23 protein-coding genes and 1 pseudogene are annotated in these 19,717 nt (G+C 68.6%); 9 read left to right on the plus strand and 15 right to left on the minus strand.

Features of this window, described 5'->3' with window-relative positions; all coding sequences use genetic code 11:
- From DW306_RS02975 to DW306_RS02990, 4 genes are all read right to left on the minus strand, one after another.
- The coding region (locus tag DW306_RS02975; protein WP_136054162.1) for a serine hydrolase domain-containing protein at positions 1 to 614 on the minus strand (614 nt) is incomplete at its 3' end.
- A gap of 7 nt (positions 615 to 621) precedes the next feature.
- Positions 622 to 1,554: a carbohydrate ABC transporter permease gene (locus DW306_RS02980; protein ID WP_136054163.1), complete on the minus strand. Its 933-nt coding sequence runs from the start codon at positions 1,552 to 1,554 to the stop codon at positions 622 to 624.
- Positions 1,554 to 2,510: a sugar ABC transporter permease gene (locus DW306_RS02985; RefSeq protein ID WP_136054164.1), complete on the minus strand. Its 957-nt coding sequence runs from the start codon at positions 2,508 to 2,510 to the stop codon at positions 1,554 to 1,556. Before DW306_RS02985 ends, DW306_RS02980 begins: the two co-directional genes overlap by 1 nt.
- Positions 2,511 to 2,568: 58 nt before the next feature.
- A complete protein-coding gene (locus DW306_RS02990) occupies positions 2,569 to 3,861 on the minus strand; it encodes an extracellular solute-binding protein (protein WP_136054165.1) in 1,293 nt (430 codons plus the stop codon).
- A gap of 151 nt (positions 3,862 to 4,012) precedes the next feature.
- Between DW306_RS02990 and DW306_RS02995 the strand changes: the two genes are divergently transcribed.
- Genes DW306_RS02995 through DW306_RS21165 form a run of 3 tightly spaced genes read left to right on the plus strand, consistent with a single transcriptional unit; the run spans position 4,013 to position 6,268 of the window.
- Positions 4,013 to 4,879, plus strand: coding sequence for a MurR/RpiR family transcriptional regulator (locus DW306_RS02995; protein ID WP_240747029.1), 867 nt, complete (start codon positions 4,013 to 4,015; stop codon positions 4,877 to 4,879).
- Between the two features lie 5 nt (positions 4,880 to 4,884).
- Positions 4,885 to 6,057 carry a DUF1343 domain-containing protein gene (locus tag DW306_RS03000; protein WP_136054166.1) on the plus strand — a complete coding sequence of 391 codons (1,173 nt, stop codon included), beginning with the start codon at positions 4,885 to 4,887 and terminating at the stop codon, positions 6,055 to 6,057.
- Between the two features lie 34 nt (positions 6,058 to 6,091).
- Entirely contained in the window at positions 6,092 to 6,268 is a 177-nt protein-coding gene (locus DW306_RS21165) for a hypothetical protein (protein WP_168429210.1), read from the plus strand.
- Between the two features lie 118 nt (positions 6,269 to 6,386).
- Here DW306_RS21165 and DW306_RS03005 read toward each other — a convergent pair whose 3' ends face one another.
- The 5 genes from DW306_RS03005 to DW306_RS03025 form a co-directional block, all read right to left on the minus strand.
- Positions 6,387 to 7,769, minus strand: coding sequence for an LLM class flavin-dependent oxidoreductase (locus tag DW306_RS03005; protein ID WP_136054167.1), 1,383 nt, complete (start codon positions 7,767 to 7,769; stop codon positions 6,387 to 6,389).
- Between the two features lie 75 nt (positions 7,770 to 7,844).
- Complete coding sequence (gene pnuC / locus DW306_RS03010; protein ID WP_136054168.1) at positions 7,845 to 8,543, minus strand: nicotinamide riboside transporter PnuC; 699 nt, start codon at positions 8,541 to 8,543, stop codon at positions 7,845 to 7,847.
- Between the two features lie 5 nt (positions 8,544 to 8,548).
- A complete protein-coding gene (locus DW306_RS03015) occupies positions 8,549 to 9,076 on the minus strand; it encodes a GNAT family N-acetyltransferase (RefSeq protein WP_136054169.1) in 528 nt (175 codons plus the stop codon).
- Positions 9,077 to 9,144: 68 nt separating this feature from the next.
- Complete coding sequence (locus tag DW306_RS03020) at positions 9,145 to 10,356, minus strand: hypothetical protein (protein ID WP_136054170.1); 1,212 nt, start codon at positions 10,354 to 10,356, stop codon at positions 9,145 to 9,147.
- Between the two features lie 21 nt (positions 10,357 to 10,377).
- Entirely contained in the window at positions 10,378 to 11,295 is a 918-nt protein-coding gene (locus DW306_RS03025) for a DUF808 domain-containing protein (protein WP_136054171.1), read from the minus strand.
- 154 nt (positions 11,296 to 11,449) lie between these two features.
- Between DW306_RS03025 and msrB the strand changes: the two genes are divergently transcribed.
- Together msrB and msrA are read left to right on the plus strand one after the other, a co-directional pair.
- Positions 11,450 to 11,923: a peptide-methionine (R)-S-oxide reductase MsrB gene (gene msrB / locus DW306_RS03030; protein ID WP_136054172.1), complete on the plus strand. Its 474-nt coding sequence runs from the start codon at positions 11,450 to 11,452 to the stop codon at positions 11,921 to 11,923.
- Entirely contained in the window at positions 11,920 to 12,462 is a 543-nt protein-coding gene (gene msrA / locus DW306_RS03035) for a peptide-methionine (S)-S-oxide reductase MsrA (RefSeq protein WP_136054173.1), read from the plus strand. Before msrB ends, msrA begins: the two co-directional genes overlap by 4 nt.
- 188 nt (positions 12,463 to 12,650) lie before the next feature.
- Here the strand turns inward: msrA and DW306_RS03040 are convergent, their stop codons facing one another.
- Entirely contained in the window at positions 12,651 to 13,451 is an 801-nt protein-coding gene (locus tag DW306_RS03040; protein WP_205814085.1) for an alpha/beta fold hydrolase, read from the minus strand.
- Between the two features lie 26 nt (positions 13,452 to 13,477).
- Entirely contained in the window at positions 13,478 to 14,074 is a 597-nt protein-coding gene (locus tag DW306_RS03045; protein ID WP_136054175.1) for a hypothetical protein, read from the minus strand.
- Between the two features lie 112 nt (positions 14,075 to 14,186).
- Between DW306_RS03045 and DW306_RS03050 the strand changes: the two genes are divergently transcribed.
- The 3 genes from DW306_RS03050 (at position 14,187) to DW306_RS03060 (ending at position 15,452) form a co-directional block, all read left to right on the plus strand.
- On the plus strand, positions 14,187 to 14,474 hold the full coding sequence (locus tag DW306_RS03050) for a type II toxin-antitoxin system Phd/YefM family antitoxin (protein WP_136054176.1): 288 nt from the start codon (positions 14,187 to 14,189) through the stop codon (positions 14,472 to 14,474).
- The gene (locus tag DW306_RS03055; RefSeq protein WP_136054177.1) at positions 14,471 to 14,893 is read left to right on the plus strand and encodes a PIN domain-containing protein; all 423 of its coding nucleotides are present in this window, start codon (positions 14,471 to 14,473) and stop codon (positions 14,891 to 14,893) included. Before DW306_RS03050 ends, DW306_RS03055 begins: the two co-directional genes overlap by 4 nt.
- A 283-nt stretch (positions 14,894 to 15,176) precedes the next feature.
- A complete protein-coding gene (locus DW306_RS03060; RefSeq protein WP_240747030.1) occupies positions 15,177 to 15,452 on the plus strand; it encodes a hypothetical protein in 276 nt (91 codons plus the stop codon).
- 114 nt (positions 15,453 to 15,566) lie between these two features.
- On the opposite strand, the gene DW306_RS03065 is transcribed toward DW306_RS03060, so the two are convergent.
- A complete protein-coding gene (locus DW306_RS03065) occupies positions 15,567 to 17,036 on the minus strand; it encodes a catalase (RefSeq protein WP_136054178.1) in 1,470 nt (489 codons plus the stop codon).
- Positions 17,037 to 17,103: 67 nt separating this feature from the next.
- Positions 17,104 to 17,526: a Fur family transcriptional regulator gene (locus DW306_RS03070; protein ID WP_136054179.1), complete on the minus strand. Its 423-nt coding sequence runs from the start codon at positions 17,524 to 17,526 to the stop codon at positions 17,104 to 17,106.
- Positions 17,527 to 17,622: 96 nt separating this feature from the next.
- Here DW306_RS03070 and DW306_RS03075 point away from each other — a divergent pair, with 96 nt between their 5' ends.
- Complete coding sequence (locus tag DW306_RS03075) at positions 17,623 to 18,003, plus strand: DUF5684 domain-containing protein (protein ID WP_136054180.1); 381 nt, start codon at positions 17,623 to 17,625, stop codon at positions 18,001 to 18,003.
- Positions 18,004 to 18,069: 66 nt separating this feature from the next.
- Here the strand turns inward: DW306_RS03075 and DW306_RS03080 are convergent, their stop codons facing one another.
- Both DW306_RS03080 and DW306_RS03085 read right to left on the minus strand, forming a co-directional pair.
- Positions 18,070 to 18,726 carry a histidine phosphatase family protein gene (locus DW306_RS03080; RefSeq protein ID WP_240747031.1) on the minus strand — a complete coding sequence of 219 codons (657 nt, stop codon included), beginning with the start codon at positions 18,724 to 18,726 and terminating at the stop codon, positions 18,070 to 18,072.
- A 44-nt stretch (positions 18,727 to 18,770) separates the two neighbouring features.
- Positions 18,771 to 19,717: pseudogene (locus DW306_RS03085) on the minus strand (hypothetical protein); the annotation flags it as partial.

Below are 19,717 nucleotides of genomic sequence, written 5' to 3' on the forward strand. Positions count from 1 at the left end.
CCGAGGGCGTGCGCCAGCTCGTCGTGCACCTCGCCGCGCACCGGACCGCGGTGCGGCTGCACCTCGGTCGCCACGGTCAGATCGGCCGACGGCCTCCAGGTGAGGGTGTCGGCACCCAGGAGCGCGGCCGCCTCCGCGACGAGCTCGGCCAGCGGACGACGAGAGACCTGCTCGAGCAGCTCGCCGACCGAGATGAACCCGACATCGGAGTAGGTGTGAGTCGTGCCCGGTTCCGCGCGGAGAGCGCTCGCGAGCACCGTCGCGCGGAGCTCTTCGCCGACGAGCCCCGTGCGCCACGCCCCGCCCTCGGCGGGGAGCCCCGACGTGTGCGTGAGGAGGTGGTGGAGCGTGATCCGTTCCGCTCCCTCGCCCGAGCCCACCTCGAGCACGTCCGACACCGGAGCGTCGAGCGTCAGCATCCCCTCCTCGACCAGCCTCACAGCGGCGACGGTCGTGAAGGTCTTCGTGAGCGAGGCCAGGTCGAACAGGTGCTCCGCGCTCAGGGGAGCGGGGTCGTCGTGGGCCGGTGCGCCGAGGATCGTCAGCTCCTCGGCATCCGATCCGGGGATGCTGCGCAGCGAGGCCCAGGCGGATCCCGGGGCGCCGTTCACCACGCGCGACTCACTTGCTCATGCCGGAGGTGAGTCCGTTGATGATCTGCTTCGTCGCGAGCAGGAACAGCACGACCAGCGGGATCGTCGCGATCGTGAGACCCGCGAACAGCTGCGGCCAGTCGGTGGAGTACTCGCCGAAGAAGCGCGTGAGCCCGACGGGCAACGTGTACGAGTCGCGGTCGCGCAGCAGGATCAGCGGGTAGAAGAAGTCGTTCCACACCGGCACGAAGCGGAACACGATCACCGTCGCGAGCGCGGGTCGCACGAGCGGCAGCAGGATCTGCAGGAACGTGCGGAAGGGTCCGGCGCCGTCGATGCGCGCCGCCTCTTCCAGCTCGATCGGCAGCGCCCGGAAGAACACCGTCAGCACGAACGTCGTGAACGGGATGCCGAGGGCGCCGTACACGAGGATCAGGCTGAACACGTTGCTGGTCATCTTGAGCGCGTCGAGCAGGTAGAACAGCGGCAGGATCGCCAGGTGCACCGGCAGCATGAGACCCGAGAGGAAGACCGCCTCGATCCCGCGGAAGAACTTCGCCCTGGCCCGCGCGAACGCGTAGGCCGCGAGCACCGACACCACGGTCGTGACGATGACCGACCCGACGGTCACGGTGATCGAGTTGACGAAGTAGGTGTCGAAGGATGCCGTGATCCACGCGCTCTGGAAGCTCTTGAACGACGGGGGCGTGGGCAGCCCCAGCGGTTCGGTCGCGATCTGCTGCTGCGTGCGCAGCGAGTTGTTGACCATGAGCAGCAGCGGTCCGATGGCGACCAGCGCGTAGCCCCACAGGAAGATGTTCGCGAGGAGCCGGCCGAGGAAGGGGGCGTCCGAGGTACGGCTCGAGCGGCGACGGGGCGCCGACGGACGGCGGCCCGACACGATCGCCTCGGTGGTCGCCTCGGTGCCGGGTGCGGTGGCGGGTTCGGTGGCGGTGCTCATCAGAACAGCTTCCGTTCGGCTCGGCGCATCGTGGAGGTGATGACCACCGAGATGACCATGATGAAGATGAAGAGGACCGTCGCGAGGGCGGACGACACCCCGATCGAGTTCGGATTGCCCGACTCGAACGCCGTCCGGTAGAAGAGCAGCATCATCACGTCGGTCGATCCGGCGGGGGCGCCGTTCGACCCCGCGAGGGCGAACGGGATGGCCATCGCCTCCATGCTGCCGATGAACGTCAGCACGGTGATGATGCCGATCGTCGGAGTGAGCATGGGCAGGGTGATGTACCGGAAGCGCTTGCCGGCGGTCGCGCCGTCGAGGGCTGCCGCCTCCTCGATCTCCTCGGGGATGCCGCCGAGTGCTGCGCCGTAGAGCAGGATCGGGAAGCCGATCCACTGCCAGGCGCTCACGAGGACGATCACCCAGATCGCGAGCTGCGGGTCGCCGAGCCAGGGGAGCGCGAGGCTCTCGAGTCCGACGCCGCGGAGGATCGCGTTGACCGGACCGAACAGCGGCGACAGCATGAGCGACCACAGGTAGCCGATCACCATCGGACTCACCAGGTAGGGCAGCGCGAAGATCGTCTGGAAGAAGCGCTTGGTGCGCTTGCGTCGGTGCAGGAGGGTCGCGATGCCGAGGCCGAGCGAGTTCTGGAAGACCAGCGCCCCCACGAACAGCAGGATGTTGTGCCCGAACGCGTTCCAGAGCTCCGAGGCGTACGGCTCCTTGGTGAGGAGCGTGATGTAGTTGGCGACCCCCGCGAAGCCGCCCTGCTTGGTCCCCTGCCAGTCGAAGAACGAGTAGCTGAGCGCGGCGAGCATCGGGTACAGGATCAGCACCGCGAACAGGGCCGCGGCGGGGAGCACGAACATCAGCGCGGTCGGCGTCGACAGGGCGATGCCGGCGCGCGTGCGCCGCGTCTTCTCCCGGCGGACGGGAAGGGTCATAGCCATGAGGTGTCCTTCGCTGCGTGGTGGGGGCGCCGGGTCGGGCGCCCCCACCACGGACGGATCAGGAAGCGGGGGTGAACCAGGTGGAGACCCCGGACTGCAGGTCGGTGCCCAGCTGCTCCGGCGTCTTGTCGCCGAGGAACATCGCCTGGATGTCCGGGCCGAGCACGGCGGTGCCGGTCGGGTCGCCGTAGCGGAAGTCGACGAGCAGCAGGTACGGCGCCGGGTTGGCGGTGTACTGCTCGTTCATCTCCTGCATGAGCGGGTCGGAGTACTTCACGCCGGGCAGGGCCGAGAACTGGTCGACCTCGTCGGCGACGAGCTGGCCGAACTCCTTCGTGGTCATCCAGTTGAGCAGTTCGGCGGCGGCATCCTGCTGGTCGCTCGAGGCGTTGATGCCGAAGCTGCCGTCGGCGTAGCCGGGGGTGACCGCGTGGTCGAGGGCGCTGCCGGGAGCCGGCGGCACCTCGTAGACGCCCCACTCGGTGTCGGGCGCGGAGTCCTGGAAGGTCGGCAGGTCGAACGATCCACCCGGCCACTGCGCGGCCTGACCCGAGGTGAACTGCAGCACCGCGTCGGCGACGGCGATCGCGTTGACGTTCTTGTCGAGGTACTTCTGCATGTCCTTGACGATCTCGAGCGACGACACGTACGCCGGGTCGGTGAAGTCGGCTTCGCCGGCGAGCACCTTCTCCTCGAAGTCCGAGCCACCGTAGTTCGCCGAGCCCACGATGTCGTGGAACATCGGCAGCACCCAGTCCTCACGAGCGCCGAGCGCCATCGGGGTGACGCCCTCGGCGAGAAGCTCCTCCTGCAGGTCGATGAACTCGTCCCAGTCCTTCGGCTCCTTCAGGCCCATCTCGTCGAACATGGTCTTGTTGTAGAACATCTGCATGGTCTGGTACGCGAAGGGCACGCCGTAGGTCTTGCCGTCGTCCTTGCCCTGGGCGGCGCGCAGCACGGTGGGGTCGAACTGGTCGAGCCCGTCGACGATGTCATCGATCGGCACGATCTGCTCGGACTGGATCGCCGGCTGGATGCCGCCGTAGGCGCGCAGCATCGCGATGTCGGGACCGTCGCTGCCTTCGAGCCCGGTGGCGAGGATCTGGTTGTACTCCGTGGGCTGGTAGCCCTCGAACTCGATCGTCACCCCGGGGTGCGACTCCTCGTAGGTGTCGAAGACGGCCTCCCACTTCGGGGTGGATGCCGCCTGCCAGGACCAGACGGAGAGCGTGATCTCCTCGCCGTCGCCCTCCCCTTCGCCGCTGGATGCCGCGGGGGCGCAACCCGCCACGGCGAGCCCCGTGACGAGGAGACCTGCGGTGAGGGCAAGTCGGGTGGTGCGCTTGCGCATGGGGTTCCTCTCGGTAGTGAGAGCCGTCGGACGGACCGGGCGTCTCTGCTGTGAAAGCCTCTTGGCCCTACTTTGGGCAATTAGTTACAAGATTTCAACCCCTTTCTGAAAATTACTTCCACTCGGGGGTGGCGTCTGGCACTCTGGTCTCGTGTCCACCAGTGCGATGACCGCCATCCATCAGCGACTGTCCGCGCTCACCCCCACCGAGCGCCGCATCGCGAAGCACGTGCTCGCCGATCCGCAGAGCGTCGTCGACAACTCGATCACCCAGCTCGCCGCCGCGTGCGACACCTCGGTCGCGAGCATCGCCCGCTTCACGCAGAGCCTCGGCTTCTCGGGCTACCCCGAGCTGCGGCGCGCGCTCGCGACGGAGCTCGATCGCACGGCATCCGATCGCGAGCGCTTCCAGGTCTCGGAGAGCGACGTCAGCCGGCACGACGACGCCATCACCACGGTGCGCAAGATCGCCTTCGCCGAGGCATCCGCGATCGAGCGCACCGCGCGACAGATCGACATCGACGAGCTCGAGCGCTGCGTGGGCGCGATGCGCGGTGCTCGCCGCATCGACATCTACGGCGCGGCCGCCAGCGGCCTCGCGGCGCAGGACCTCGAGCAGAAGCTCCATCGGGCCGGGCTCGTCGCCCAGGCGCGCACCGACCTGCATCTCGCGCTCACGGGTGCGGCGCTGCTCGACGAGCGCGACGTGGCGGTCGCGATCTCGCACTCCGGCCGCACTCTCGAGATCGTGCAATCGGCGGAGGTCGCCCAGCGGGCCGGCGCCACGACCATCGCGATCACGAACAACCCCAAGTCGCCCCTGGCGCGAGTGTGCTCGCTCGTGCTCGTGACGGCGGTCGCGGATTCCACCTTCCGCTCCGGCGCCATGGCGAGCCGCATCGCGCAGCTGGCCGTGCTGGACTTCCTGTTCACCCGCATCGCGCAGGCCGACTACGACACCATCGCCGACAACCTGCAGCGCACATACAACGCCGTCACCGACCACAGAATCGACTGAACCTCATGCTTCTCGGCATCGACCGTCTGATCCGTCGCGACATCCGACCCGATCTGCTCTCACGCCTCGCCGGCGGCCGGATCGGGATGCTCACGAACGACCTCGCGCTCACGTCCGATCTCGTGCGGGGACGGCAGTCGCTGGCCGCGACCGGATGGCGGTTCACCCGCCTCTTCGGACCCGAGCACGGGCTGAGCGGGCGAGCGCGCGAAGGCGAACACGTCGGCGATCTCACCGATCCGGTCACGGGCGTCGAGGTGCGGAGTCTCTACGGCGACGACGTGCGTCCGGCGGCGGGCGACCTCGCCGACCTCGACGTCGTGCTGGTCGACCTGCCCGATGTCGGGGCCCGCTTCTACACGTACATCTGGACCATGAGCCACATGCTCGAGGCCTGCGCGGATGCCGGCGTCGAGGTCGTCGTCCTCGACCGCCCCAACCCGATCGGCGGACGGCTCGACCAGGCCGAAGGCCCGATGCTCGACGAGCGGGGGCAGTCGCTGGTCGGGCGCTGGGCCATGCCCATCCGTCATGGGCTGACGATCGGCGAGCTGGCGCGGCACTGGGTGCGCACACGGGGGATCGACGTCGACCTCGATGTGATCGAGGTCGACGGCTGGTCGCGCGACGCGCCCTACGGTGGCGGGGAGCGCACCTGGATGCCGCCGTCGCCGAACCTCCCGAACCCGACCACCACGCTGCTGTACCCCGGCACGTGCCTGGCCGAGGGCGTGAACGTGTCGGAGGGCCGCAGCACCGCCGTGCCGTTCCGGGTGATCGCCGCGCCGTTCCTCGACGGAGAGCGGTATTCCGCTGCCATCGCCGAGGCCGGTCTGCCCGGGATCGCTGCCGTCCCCTACGGCTTCACGCCCCTCGTGCGCGACCACGCCGGCGAGGCCTGCGAAGGGGTCATCCTGCACATCACGGATGCCGACGCGCTCCGTCCCGTGCACACCGGGGCGCGACTGCTCTCGCTCATCGAGGAGATCCACCCCGGCGCGCTCGAGGAGCGGTCGCTCGTGCCGATGCCGGGGGAGTCGGACTGGTCACCGCTCGAGAAGCTGTTCGGAGTGAAGGGCGCGTTCGCGCAGATCATCGCCGGGGAGTGGAACGACCCCGGGCGCTTCGCGGTGCCCGGATGGGCGGATGCCGTGGCCGAGGACCTGCTGTACGCATGAGGTGCCGAGCGCCGGGAATCCGTAGTCTGGTCTCATGACCAAGAACATCTGGACCATCCTCGGCGTGATCGTCGCCGTCGTGCTCGCGTGGTGGATCGTCAGCGCGCTGTTCTCGGTGCTGTGGTTCGTCGTCAAGCTGGCGATCGTGCTGGTCGTCGCCGTCGGCGTGTTCTTCCTGCTGCGGAGCGTGTTCAGCCGCCGCGAGGACTGACCTCACACGCGCCGGCCGTTCCGGTCGCACTTTCTGTCGCTTCTCCCGCGCGGGGGCGGCAGGAACTGCGACCGGAGCACCGGCGGGCGGCAGGAACTGCGACCGGAACAGACCAGCCTCAGACCCGGGCCGGCGATCCGATCCGGTACTTCGCCGCGCGGTGCGTGTCCTGCACCCGGTCGCCCTTTCCCTGCAGCTTGTGCCGCAGCGTGCCCGGCGTGTATTCCTCGGGGTAGGCGCCGCGAGCGCGCAGCACCGGGATGACGTGCTCGATGATGTCCTGCCACGTGCCCGGGGTCACCGCGTACGCGAGGTTGAAGCCGTCGATGTCGGTCTCGTCGACCCACGACTGCAGCTCGTCGGCGATCTCCTCGCCCGAGCCGACGACCGTGGGGCCGAGGCCGCCGATCGCGTTGTGCCGGCCGAAGTCGCCGACGGTCCACTCGCGACCGAGATCGGCCTCCTCCTTGAGGTGCTGCAGCACCGACTGGATGGCGTTCGACTCGACGTTGCCGACGGGCTCGTCCTCCTCGTACTTCGACAGATCGACGCCCATCCAGCCCGACATGAAGGTCAGGGCACCCTCGGGGCTCGCGTACGTGAGGTACTCGGCGTGCTTCGCGGTCGCCTCTTCGCTCGTCGCCGCGGTGATCACGGTGAGCAGCGTGTAGATGCGCGCGTCGTACCGGTCGCGTCCGGCCGCCTCGAGGGCGTCGCGGATGCGCTTCACGGTTCCCGCGAGCACCTCCTTCGACGGGGCGGCGACGAAGATCGCCTCCGCGTTCTCCGCCGCGAAGCGCACGCCGCGCGGGCTCGCGCCGGCCTGGTAGATCACGGGGGTGCGCTGCGGAGACGGCTCGGAGATGTGGATGCCGGGAACGCTGAAGTGCTTGCCCTCATGCCCGATCGGATGCACCTTCGTGTGGTCGGTGAAGATGCCGCGCTCGCGATCCTCGACGACGGCGTCGTCCTCCCACGAGCCCTCCCAGAGCTTGTAGAGCACCTCGACGTACTCGTCGGCGTGGTCGTAGCGGTCGTCGTGGGCGAGCTGATCCTCCTGGCCCATGTTCCGCGCGGCGCTCGGCAGGTATCCGGTCACGACGTTCCAGCCGATGCGGCCCTGGGTGAGGTGGTCGAGCGTGCTCAGTCGTCGCGCGAACGGATACGGGTGCTCGAAGGCGGTGCCGGCGGTGATGCCGAAGCCGAGGTGCTCGGTGACCGCGGCCATCGCGCTGACCAGCAGGATCGGATCGTTCACCGGCACCTGCGCGCCGTTGCGGATCGCGGCCTCGTTGGTGCCGCCGTAGACGTCGTAGGTGCCGAGCACATCGGCGATGAAGATGCCGTCGAAGGTCGCGCTCTCGAGCAGCTTCGCGAGGTCGGTCCAGTAGCTGATCGTGTTGTACTGGCGCGAGCGGTCGTCCGGATGCCGCCACAGCCCGGACGACTGGTGGGCGACGCAGTTCATGTCGAAGGCGTTGAAGCGGATCTGGCGTGTCATGAAACCCATGAAACGGGAAGCCGCGGGGTCTGGCCAGGGCCCCGACATCCGCCGACACATTCCGCCCCCCGTGTGTCAGTCCTCGAGGTGCGGACTCGGGTCGGGCGGGATCAGGACCACCGGTCGCGCGGCGAGGACCTGCGCGCGCCACCAGATCACGAATCCCGTGGCCGTGAACCCGCCGTAGAACACGTACATGAGTCCGGTGGCGTAGTACCCCGAGCCGAACAGCAGCGGCACCCCGACGACGTCGACCGCGATCCAGATCAGCCAGAACTCGGTCCAGCCCTTCGCCATGCCGTACGTCGCGAGCAGCGACCCGACGAAGGTCCAGGCATCGGCCCACACCGGCTCCCACGAGCCGAGCGCGCGGAACAGGGGTGTCAGTGCGACCGTGCCGACGACCATCGCGAGGACGAGGCCGATGCGCGCGCTCGTCGGCGCCCACCGCGGACTCACACGTCCGCCCTCGGCGTTGCGCCAGCGCACCCAGCCGTAGATCGCGACCGCGATGAACATGACCTGGCGTCCGGCCTGGCCGAGCAGGTGCGGCAGCGAGTGGTCGGGACTGAGGATCGACCCGAGGAACACGGTGAGCAGCAGCAGGTTCCCGATGATGCCCACCGGCCACGCCCAGATCTTGCGCCGCATGCCTCCGATCGCGCTCGCGAGGCCGAACGCGTTGCCGACGACCTCGCGGATCAGCAGCGTCTGCCCGCCGGGCAGCACCCATTGCGAGTTGAAGGCCTCGGCGAGCCAGCGCAGCAGGTCCATCGTCGTCAGACCGCCGCGTCGGGCGCGGGCCTGTCGTCGAGCACGAGCTGGAGCATGCTGAGGTCGAGCCAGCGTCCGAACTTGGCCCCGACCTGCGGCATCCGTCCCACCTCGGCGAAGCCGAGCCTCTCGTGGAGCACGATCGACGCGACGTTGCCGCTCTCGATCCCGCCGATCATGACGTGGATGCCGGCGGCACGCGCCCGCACGATGAGCTCGGCCATGAGGGTCTTGCCGATGCCCCGTCCGCGCTGGTCGCCGCGCACGTACACGGAGTGCTCGACGGTGTGCCGGTATCCGCTGTGCGGGCGCCACTGCGCGTAGGACGCGTAGCCGAGCACGCCGGTTCCGTCGTCGGCGACGATGACCGGGTACCCCCGGGCCGTGCGGTCGGCGAGCCAGGCGGCGCGATCGTCGACGTCGACCGCGTCCTCGTTCCAGATCGCGGTCGTGTGCACGACGGCGTGGTTGTGGATGGCGGTGATCGTCTCGAGGTCGGCGGCCTCGGCATCCCTGATCTGCACGTCAGTCATCGGCGGGGGTCTCTCTTCTGCTGCTGCGCTTCGGGTGCGCATCGCCGACGCTAGCAGGATGCCGGGGGTCAGGCTTCTCCGGAGCCGACGGCCTTCGCGCTCAGCGCGTCGCGCACGAGGATCGCGCGGCGCATGTCGGCCATGATCGGGTCGAAGAAGCGCTCGCGATAGCGGGCCTCGCTCACCGCGGAGAAGACGAACGGGAGGGTCGCGATCAGCGACAGCAGCATGGCGGCCTTCAGCAGGTTGACCGTGATCGGCAGTTCCACGCCGGCGATGACGAGCGGCTCGATGACCAGCGGCTGGGACTCGCTGCCCGGGCCGAGCCAGATCTCCGCCACGCCGACCGGGATCGCGATGCCGCCGATCACGATCAGCAGGGCCGCGAGCAGCAGTGCGAAGAACAGCGCCTGCACCAGTTGGGCGAAGGTCATCGCGAGCAGGATGTTGAACCGCTGCGGTGCACGCAGACGCTGGTGCGCGGCCGGCCCTGCGGTGCGATGCTCGGCCGGGGTGTCGACGAGCATCGCGCGCCGCTGCACCTCGGTCGGCGCCTGGGCGTCGTCGTCGATCTCGGAGGCGCTCACCCGCAGGACGACGATGCCCGCCAGCACCGCGACGACGAGCCCGACGAGGGCGATCGATCCCCAGTGCAGGGCGGATGCCATCTGCCAGACCTCTGCGGAGAAGAAGGCGAACACGACCAGCATCAGGATCACGGGCAGGGCGATCGACGCCATGTGCCCGATCGCCGAGGCGTTGCGCACGGCGAGGCGCGACGCCCACGAGATCAGCGCACCGCCGCCCATGCCCGTCAGGAGGACGCAGAGGAAGAGGATGAGCAGAGCCGTGAAGACCGGCCCGACGGTCGCGCGGGGGTTGTCGTTGTAGCCGTCGCTGATGATCCCGGCGAGGCAGGCGATGATCAGCAGCAGGGCGACGATCGTCCCGATGCCCACCGGCAGACGGCGCAGCAGCAGGCGCACGAGGAAGTACCCGGCCCACGTGATGACCACCGCGACCACGAGGGCGAGGATCACGACCATGACCAGCGCTGTCGCCTCACCGCCCGTCGAATCCTCGGCGAGATCGACCACGAACTCGATGCCGCCGCCGAGCGGGTACACGACGATCGCGACCCAGACGATCAGCGGCGCGACGCGGCGCGGGAGATCGGTGAACCAGCGCCGGAGCGGCACGAAGGTCGGAAGACCCTGTTCTCGGAACCAGCGATCGGCGTCGCGTCTCGCGCTCCGGTTGGTCGGGGATGGGGACGACATGCCGATGACGATACTCGTGCGTCAGACGTGCACGTCGGCCGGGGATTCCTCGCCCTCGTGGAAGCTCGGCTTCTTGCCGAGCATCCGTCCGATTCCGAGCACGATGACGACGATCACCAGGCCGATCGCGAGGCCCGCGATCGCCGAGATGATCGTGTCGACGATCCAGACGATGACGGCCCCGGCCGGCTCGAGGGCATGCTCGACCGCGTGCAGCACGTCGACGGGGAAGTGCCAGCCGACCTCGCCGAGGTTCACCAGCACGAGGTGGCCGCCGACCCAGAGCATGGCGACCGTGCCGAGGATGCTGATGAAGCGGAACACCGCGGGCATGGACCGCACGATCCGGGTGCCGGTGTGGCGCACGCGCTGCACAGGGTTCTTCGCCATCTTCAGGCCGATGTCGTCGATCTTCACCAGCAGGGCGACGGCGCCGTAGACGACGCCGGTCATGAGCAGGGCGATCACGGCGAGGATCGCCAGCGTCGTCCAGATGTCGAGCCCCTTCTCGAGGCTCGCCAGCGAGATGAGCATGATCTCGGTGGAGAGGATGAGGTCGGTGCGCACGGCGCCGAGCACGAGCTTCTTCTCGTCGCGGGCGCCCTCGTCGGCATGCCCGTGCTGCACGCCGAACCACTCGAGCACCTTCTCGGCGCCTTCGAAGCACAGGTATGTTCCGCCGAGGATGAGCAGATAGGGCAGCACCCAGGGCGCGAAGGCGGTGAGCAGCAGCGCCGCCGGGATGATGATGACGAACTTGTTGGCGAGCGAGCCGAGTGCGATCTTGCCGACGACCGGCAGCTCTCGGGCGGGCGTGATGCCCTGCACGTACTGCGGCGTGACGGCGGCGTCGTCGATCACCACGCCGGCGGCCTTCGCCGAGGCCTTCATCGCGGCGCTCAGGATGTCGTCGACGACGGCGAGCAGTCCTACCGACATGTGCAGTCCCCCTGGTGGTGTGTGGTGCGGAGCAACTCTACCGAGTCCTTCGAAACTCACAGCCCGCTCCCAGCCCCGCGGGACCAAAACGGGGCCGGCATCCGTTCTCCTCTAGTGACGGCGCAGCCAGCGACGTCGGACAAGGAGTCAGACCATGACGAATCAGTACGCCAAGACCACCGAGGCTGTCAGTGCGCTCACGCACCTGCAGTACGAGGTGACCCAGCAGGACGCGACGGAGCCCCCGTTCCGCAACGCCTACTGGAATACCCACGAGGACGGCATCTACGTCGACGTCGTCTCGGGCGAGCCGCTGTTCTCGTCGACCGACAAGTTCGACAGCGGAACGGGATGGCCGAGCTTCACCAAGCCCATCGAGGCGGATGCCGTGACCACCCGCACCGACCGCAAACTGTTCATGAAGCGCACCGAGGCCCGCTCGGCCGCCGCCGACAGCCACCTCGGACACGTCTTCGACGACGGACCCCGCGAGGCGGGCGGATTGCGCTACTGCATGAACTCGGCCGCGCTGCGGTTCATCCCCGCTGACAGGCTCGACGAAGAGGGATACGGTCGATACAGCCGCCTCTTCGACACCACCACCCACCCTTCTGAGGAGCAGTCATGACCGACACCGGAACCATCACCCGCACGCCCGGCACCGAGACCGCCGTCCTCGCCGGCGGTTGTTTCTGGGGAATGGAAGATCTGATCCGCCGCCAGCCCGGCGTGCTCGACACCCGCGTCGGCTACACGGGCGGCTCGAACGACCACGCGACCTACCGCAACCACCCCGGTCACGCCGAGGCCGTGGAGATCGTGTTCGACCCGACGAAGACCACGTATCGCGACATCCTCGCGTTCTTCTTCCAGATCCACGACCCGTCGACGAAGGATCGTCAGGGCAACGACATCGGCTCGAGCTACCGTTCGGCGATCTTCCCGCTCAGCCCCGAGCAGGAGTCCGTCGCGCGCGACACGATCGCCGACGTCGACGCCTCCGGTCTCTGGCCGGGCAAGGCCGTCACCACGATCGAGCCCGAGGGCCCGTTCTGGCAGGCCGAGGAAGAGCACCAGGACTACCTGCTGAAGTACCCGAACGGCTACACCTGCCACTTCCCGCGTGCGGGATGGGTGCTGCCGAAGCGGGAGAGCGCGACAGTCTGACACTGGTCGGTCCGTGGGCCCGTCGAAGGCCCTCGCCTCTCAAGGTGGGGGCCTTCTTCGTGCCCGGGCCCGACCAGGCGCAACGGGGGCCGACACGCCAGATGTCGGACGGATCCGCATGGAACGTCCGACATCTGGCGTGTCGGCCCCCGATGTGAGTCCCGCGAGTCCGCTCACCGGCGGCCCGGTCAGCCCTCCGCGAGAAAGGCCAGCGCCGCTTCCTTGAAGTCCCGCGAGCCGGGGGCGTTGAAGTGGTTCCGGTTCGGGATCTCGAAGAAGCGCCCGTCGTGCGCGGCGGATGCCAGGGCCCGCGAGCCCTCGATGATCGCGTCCTTCGAACCCGTCGCGAACAGGATCGGACGCGTCGGCGCGTCCGCCGGGTCGGGGTCGATCGTGCCCGAGGCCCGCATCCCCTCCGCCAGCGCGACGAGAGCCTGCAGGTCGTTTCCGGGCACCCGTTCGGTGAGATCGATGTAGTTCTGCGTGGTCTGGTCGGCGACCGGAGTGCCCTCTGCGATGTACGCGCGCACCTGGTCGAGGTTCAGCCGGGCGAGCGGGATGCCGTCGGGCACACCGCCGAGCACCGCCCGGCCGATGCGGTGCGGCAGGTCGCGCACGACCTCCCAGCCGACGCGGGCCCCGAGCGAGTATCCGACGTAGAACGCGTCGTCGACGAGGTACGCGTCCATGACGGATTCGACGTCGGTCACGAGCGTGCGGATGCCGTAATCCTCGGGCTGATGCGGCTTCGCGCTGTGCCCGTGGCCGCGCTGATCGAGCGCGAGCACCCGGTACCCCGCGCGCGTGAGCTCGCGCACCCACCCGGTGAGCACCCAGTTGTCGCGCGCGTTCGATGCGAAGCCGTGCACTGTGACCACGACCGGGGCGTCGAGATCACCCCAGGTGTACGTCGCGAGGCGCGTGCCGTCGGCCGCGTACACCTGCTGGGGGTCGGGCATGCTGGTCAGGTCGGAGAGAGGGACGGCCACGGCATCCATTCTGGTCCTCTCGGCCCTCACTCGGACTCTGCAGCGCCCGTCGTGACGGATGCGAGCTCAGCCGCGGCGAGCGAAAGGTGCTTCGGCAGCACGCGGCGCAGCGCGGCGAGGATGCTCTCCGCCGAGGTGCCGCTGAACACGTACACCGGGCCGCGCGCTCCCGCATAGGTCTCGTCGTGCCATCCGATGCTTCCGGAATCGAGCGCATCCTGCAGTGCGGCGGTGAGGGCGACGAGGTCGACCGAGAGAGCGTCGCCGAGGTTCGTACGCAGCAGCACGTACTCCGTCGATCCGACGGGATGCTTCACTCCGTCGACGGACACCCACGATCCCCTGGCGATGCCGTTGCCCTCCAGCACGCCGAGGAGTCCGGCGGTGACGCGGTCGACGTCAGCCGTCGTGATCTCGAGCTCGATGTCCGAGGAGATCGGCTCGCCCTCGGGCGACAGCGCGGTGCCGCCGCCGATGATGCGCGTCGTCGCCCCGAGCTGCGGCAGCAGCGTCCCGACGATCCCGTCCTCCTGCTCGTGCCTCGTGTGCGGTGTCATCGGCTGGGCGAAGTGGATGGTCACGGGGTGCGCGGAGGCTCTGGGTCTGCGCGAGAAGAAGGCCATGCCGTCACGGTACTGGGGCTCGCAGGCGGCTCGCGCCGCATACCGGAATGCCTGCTCCGAGCGCCGCCCCATCTGTTTTGTACGCTCATGTACAGCGAAGTACAATTCTTCTATGTCCACCATCAGTGCGAGCATCGCACGGCAGAGCCTGCCGACCCAGCTCGACCGCGTCGAAGCAGGCGAGGAGGTCTCGATCACCCGTCACGGCAAGGTGGTCGCGGTGCTCGTCCGGCCAGACGTGCTGGCCGCACGAAGGGCTACCGCGGCTTGGGACGCAGCGGATCGCATCGCGGCGCTCCTGAATCGAGCACGCAGTCAGCCTCTCGTGACAGCGGTGGTGACGCCGAGGCGTGCGGAGGAGCTGATCGACTCACTCCGCGAGAACCGGGCGGCTCGATGATCACCGCGTTCGACGCGGATGTGCTGATCTACGCGGCCATCGAGGGTCATGCGCTGGGGGCGCCTGTCGCCGCGTTCCTCGGGGAGTCGTCGACAGGATCATCGACGAAGGATGCCGTCGGCTCCGTGCTCCTCCTGGCGGAAGTGCTCGCCAAGCCACTACGCGACGATCCCGAGTCCGACGAGGTCGCAGCGCTCACGGGACTGCTGAGTCGCCTGGATCTCCGCGCTCTCGATCCGGCGACGGCGCGCCTGTCGCTCGCGCTGGCCGCCTCGTATGGGCTGCGAGCGGCGGATGCCGCGCACCTCGCGACCGCCGTCGCGGCCGGAGCCGACCGCTTCCTCACGAACAACCGCCAAGACTTCCCGAAGACCATCGCCGAGATCGACATCGTCTACCCGGACGAGCTGGCCGGCTGAGCATCCCGGGCCGAGCACGACGAAGGAGACCAGCGAGACTGACATCGTCTACCTGTACGGACTGAGCCGCTGGCAACGCATGCTGGTATATGGGAGGCTCCTCGCCCCCACCCAACTACCGTGTGAACCCAATCGAAGGATGGGGCACACGTGAAGAACACGCGAACTCGTCGGGCGTCTCGGACTCAACGACCCACAGATCACAGCTGCCTTCGCAAGCGGAACGATCTGGGGTGGACTCGGCCGAGCAGCGCTTGCCTGCGCTCTGGGGAGGTAGCAACGAATGGCGACCAACGGTGACGTGCAGAAACGACTTGCTGAGGTGGACCGTAGCATTGCGGTCCACCCACTTGCCTCGACTCCGGTTCGCGAAGCTTTCGCCGTGGTCGAGAAGCACGGCAAAGAGCAGAAGGACGCCATCTCCCGGGAGCTGCACGAGCGCAACCTCCCGAGCCTCGATGAACTGGGAAGGCTTCAGCTCAGAACGAGTTTTCGGTGGTGGAGGCTCCACCGGAGTCGTCGATCATTGCTGAAAAAGCTCGGGCGCGAAGTCGAGTGAATCGGTCTCGTACCCTGGTGAGCCTGAGATGCCGAGGTGCCAGGCGGCATCATCATCGCCGAGCGGATGCTGCGCGGCAGGGCCGAACCCCGCCGCGCAGCATCCTCAGCCGATTCAGACGGTGCGGCGCAGGGCCTCGCCGAGCGCGGCATCCACGTTCGTCCAGTACTGGAAGAACCGCTCGCGGATCTCGTCGATCGTGATCGCCCTGCCCTGTCCGGTCAGGGTCTCGAGGAACCGGGCGCGCTGCTCGTCGTCGAAGACCGTGCGGTACAGGGTGCCGGCCTGACCGAAGTCGTCGTCGTCGAGGTGCAGGGTCGCGGCGGCTCGCATCAGCTCGCCGTCGGTCTCCCAGGTCGCCTCGACACCCGCGAGCGGGTCGGCCTCGGGTCCGCCCGCGGCGCCGAAGGAGTTCGGCGTGTAGGTGCGGTGCTCGGCCGGGTTCGACTGGTACCGCATCTGGCCCTCGTGCATGTAGTTGCGCACTTCGGCCGCGTGCGGCTGGTTCACCGGCAGCTGGTTGTAGTTCGCGCCGATGCGGTACCGCTGGGCGTCCGAGTATGCGAAGACGCGGGCCATGAGCATCTTGTCGGGCGAGATTCCCGTGCCGGGCACCTGGTTGCCGGGGGAGAACGCCGCCTGCTCGATCTCGGCGAAGAAGTTCTGCGGGTTGCGGTTCAGCGTGAACGTGCCCACCTTGATGCGCGGGTAGTCCTTCTTCGACCAGGTCTTGGTGAGGTCGAACGGGTTGAAGCGGTACTCCTTCGCCTCGTCGTACGGCATGACCTGCACGAAGACGTCCCACGAGGGGTAGTCGCCCGTGTTGATCGCGTCGAACAGGTCGCGACGGTAGAAGTCGGCATCCGATCCGGCGAGCTCCTGCGCCTCGGCGGCGCCCATCGCCTCGACGCCCTGCTTCGACAGGAAGTGGTACTGCACCCAGAAGCGCTCGCCCGCCGCGTTGACCCACTGGTACGTGTGCGAGCCGTAGCCGTTCATGTGCCGCCAGCTGCGGGGGAGGCCGCGGTCGCCCATCAGGTAGGTGACCTGGTGGGCGGTCTCGGGGGAGAGCGTCCAGAAGTCCCACTGCATGTCGGCGTCGCGCAGTCCCGAGTCGCCGAGGCGCTTCTGCGAGTGGATGAAGTCGGGGAACTTCATGGCGTCGCGGAGGAAGAAGGTCGGGGTGTTGTTGCCGACGATGTCGAGGTTGCCCTCGCTCGTGTAGAACCGCAGCGCGAAGCCGCGCACGTCGCGCCAGGTGTCGGGGGAGCCCTGCTCGCCGGCGACCGAGGAGAAGCGCAGCAGCGTCTCGCTCACGGCGCCGGGCTGGAAGGCTGCCGCGCGGGTGTAGGCCGAGACGTCTTCGGTCACCTCGAAGGTGCCGAACGCGCCGCCGCCCTTGGCGTGCGGGTTGCGCTCCGGCACGCGCTCGCGGTTGAAGGAGGCGAGCTTCTCGACGAGGTAGCGGTCGTGCAGGACGGTGGGGCCGTCGGCGCCGACGGTGAGCGAGTGCGCGTCGCTCGGCGCCGGCGTTCCGGTCTGCGTCGTGGTGGCGGGCTTCGCCGGGATGTGCGGGTTCGTCATGTTCTTCTCCTTCTGCGCGCAGGCGCGACGAATACCCCTGCCCGGGCGGGCAGGCGGGCGCGTCTCGCTACTGCGCGTCGTTCTGGCAGCTGGGGCAGAGGCCCCAGAAGGTGACTTCGGCTGTCTGGACGGTGAAACCCCCGGCCGAGGACGGGGTGAGGCACGGCGCCTCGCCGACGACGCAGTCCACATCGCCGACCGCACCGCACGAGGTGCAGACGACGTGGTGATGGTTGTCGCCGATTCGCCGCTCATAGAGGGCTGCGGAGCCTGCCGGTTCGATCCGGCGGATGAGGCCCGCCGTCGTCAGGTCCGCGAGGATGTTGTGCACCGACTGGATCGACGTGGTCGGGAGCACGTCGGAGACCGCGCGGTAGAGCCGCTCGGCATCCGAATGGGCCAGGGAGTCCAGTGCCCCGAGAACGGCGACGCGGCCCGCGGTCGCCCTCAGTCCGGCGTCGTGCAACACCGTGTCGAGGTTGGTCTCCATGTCTTCGACCCTACACGTCTTTTGAATGATTCAAAACAAGGATGCCGGCATATCGGTGCTAGCCTCCCAGCAAACTTTCAGGTATATGTATCAGCTATGGACTCCATCACCAGTCAGGCCGACCTGACCTCGCTCTACGGCACGTACGGCGTCATCAGCATCGTCATCTACGTGATCATCGCGATCGCTCTCTGGAAGGTGTTCACGAAGGCGGGTGAGCCTGGATGGCTCGCGATCATCCCCATCGTGAACGTCTTCGTGCTCGTCAAGATCGCCGGATTCTCGATGTGGCTGGGGCTGCTGTACCTCATCCCCATCGTCAACATCATCCTGCACATCATCGTCGCCCTGCGCGTGGGCAAGGCCTTCGGCAAGGACACGGTGTTCTCCGTCTTCCTGCTCTGGCTGCTCTCGGTGATCGGATACCTGATCCTCGGCTTCGGCTCCGCGACGTACGACCGCTCGCGCATCGCCTGAGATCCCTTCCGCCCGTCGAAGACCCCCGCAGCCGTCGGCTGCGGGGGTCTTCTCTGCGTGCGGGGTTCAGGACTCCGACGGAGCCAGAGGCAGCTCGCGTCCGTAGTTCCACGACAGAATGGCCGGCTGTTCGCGGTAGTAGCTGAGGACCGACACCGATCCGGCATCCAGGCTGATCTGCGCGCCGAAACGCGGAGCCTGTCGCAGGAACACGGCGGTCAGGATGCGCAGGAAATGGCCGTGTGCGACGAGCGCCACATCTCCGTCGACCAGGGCTGGGAGCACGCGCGTCAGCACGCGCGACGCCCGCGCGGCGACCTCTTCGACCGTCTCTCCCGGGGTCTTCCCGCGGATCACGCCATGGGTGAAGGCGCTCCAGTTGTAGCCGAGCTCTTCACGGATGTCCTTCGTCGTGCGACCCTCGTATCCGCCGTAGTCCCATTCGACGAGGAGCGGATCCACCTCCGCGTGCAGCCCCGCGAGCTCGGCGGTGCGCCGGGCACGCTGCAGCGGCGAGGTCAGCACGAGCGAGAAGTCGTAGTCGGCGACGAGTTCGCCGGCGCCCCGGGCCAGGTCCTCTCCGCGCGGGGTCAGCGGGACGTCGGTCAGCCCCGTGTGCAGCCCCGCCCGCGACCACTCGGTCTCGCCGTGGCGCAGGAGCACGAGCTTCCCGGTGGGGTTGTCGGGCGTGGGGCGGTCGGGCAGTGGATCGTTCGTGGGCACATCGCAACCGTAGCCTCGACGCCGCCCACCGGAACAGCCTCGGCTCAGCGGGTGACCGTGAAGCCCTCGCCGCGCACGCGCACCTTCCCGCCCTGCACGGCCTGGCCGTGCTGCGAGCCGTCGGCGTCGTACGACCGACCGGACCCGGGCGCGAGGGCCGCGACCCGCTCGTCGTGCCGTGCACCGTTCGCATAGAGCACCGCCGACCCTGACGTCGTCGCGTACACCGCGTTCACGACCTTCGGCTGGATGACCAGGGCGTCGAGCCGCACGTCGCCCCGGCTCGTGCAGCGCACCGTGACCGCCGAATCCGGAAGATCGCCGCCGAGCAGCTGGGGCACCAGCATCCCGTCGGCCTCGGTCAGGCCGCGATCGCCGACACCGCCCGCCGGGGTCTTCGTGGACCAGAGCTTGCGCCGTCCCTTGAACACCTCCCACACCGCGTCGCCGGCCTCCGCAGCCTGCCGCCAGATCAGTCCGTGCAGGATGCCGTCGGCCTCGGTGACATCGAATTCCGCCCACTCGCCGCGGGCCAACCGGACGAAGGAGCCGCCGGAGAGGTTGCCCTCCCCGATCCAGGCGCCGCTCGAAGGAGTCTCGACGACCGCGCCGGGCGAGAGCCGCGCCGTCTCGGCCTCGAGCACGCGCAGCCCCGAGAAGGAGGTCAGTCCGGTGATCGAGGTCGCGAGTTCGGCGATGCCGCGGTTCACGTCGAGCAGCTGCATCGTGAGGAGCCCGTGGATGGTCGACTCGGCGCCGGAGTTCCGGTTCACGCGCCCGTCGGTCTCGACGCCGTCGAAGGTGACGCCCGTGGCCGGGTCGTACACGGGGACGCCGGCGGTGTTCGCGCCGAAGAACCAGCCGGCGGCGAGGCCGGCGAGCACGCGGTGCCCTTCGCCGCCCGCGGCGACCGCACCCGCGACGCGACCGTGCGCGCCGTAGGCGATCTGCGCCTCGGCGGGGAGCGGCGCCCAGGCGTTGTGCGGTCCGC

The organism is Microbacterium sp. K24 (assembly GCF_004794465.1).
Classification (GTDB): Bacteria; Actinomycetota; Actinomycetes; order Actinomycetales; family Microbacteriaceae; genus Microbacterium.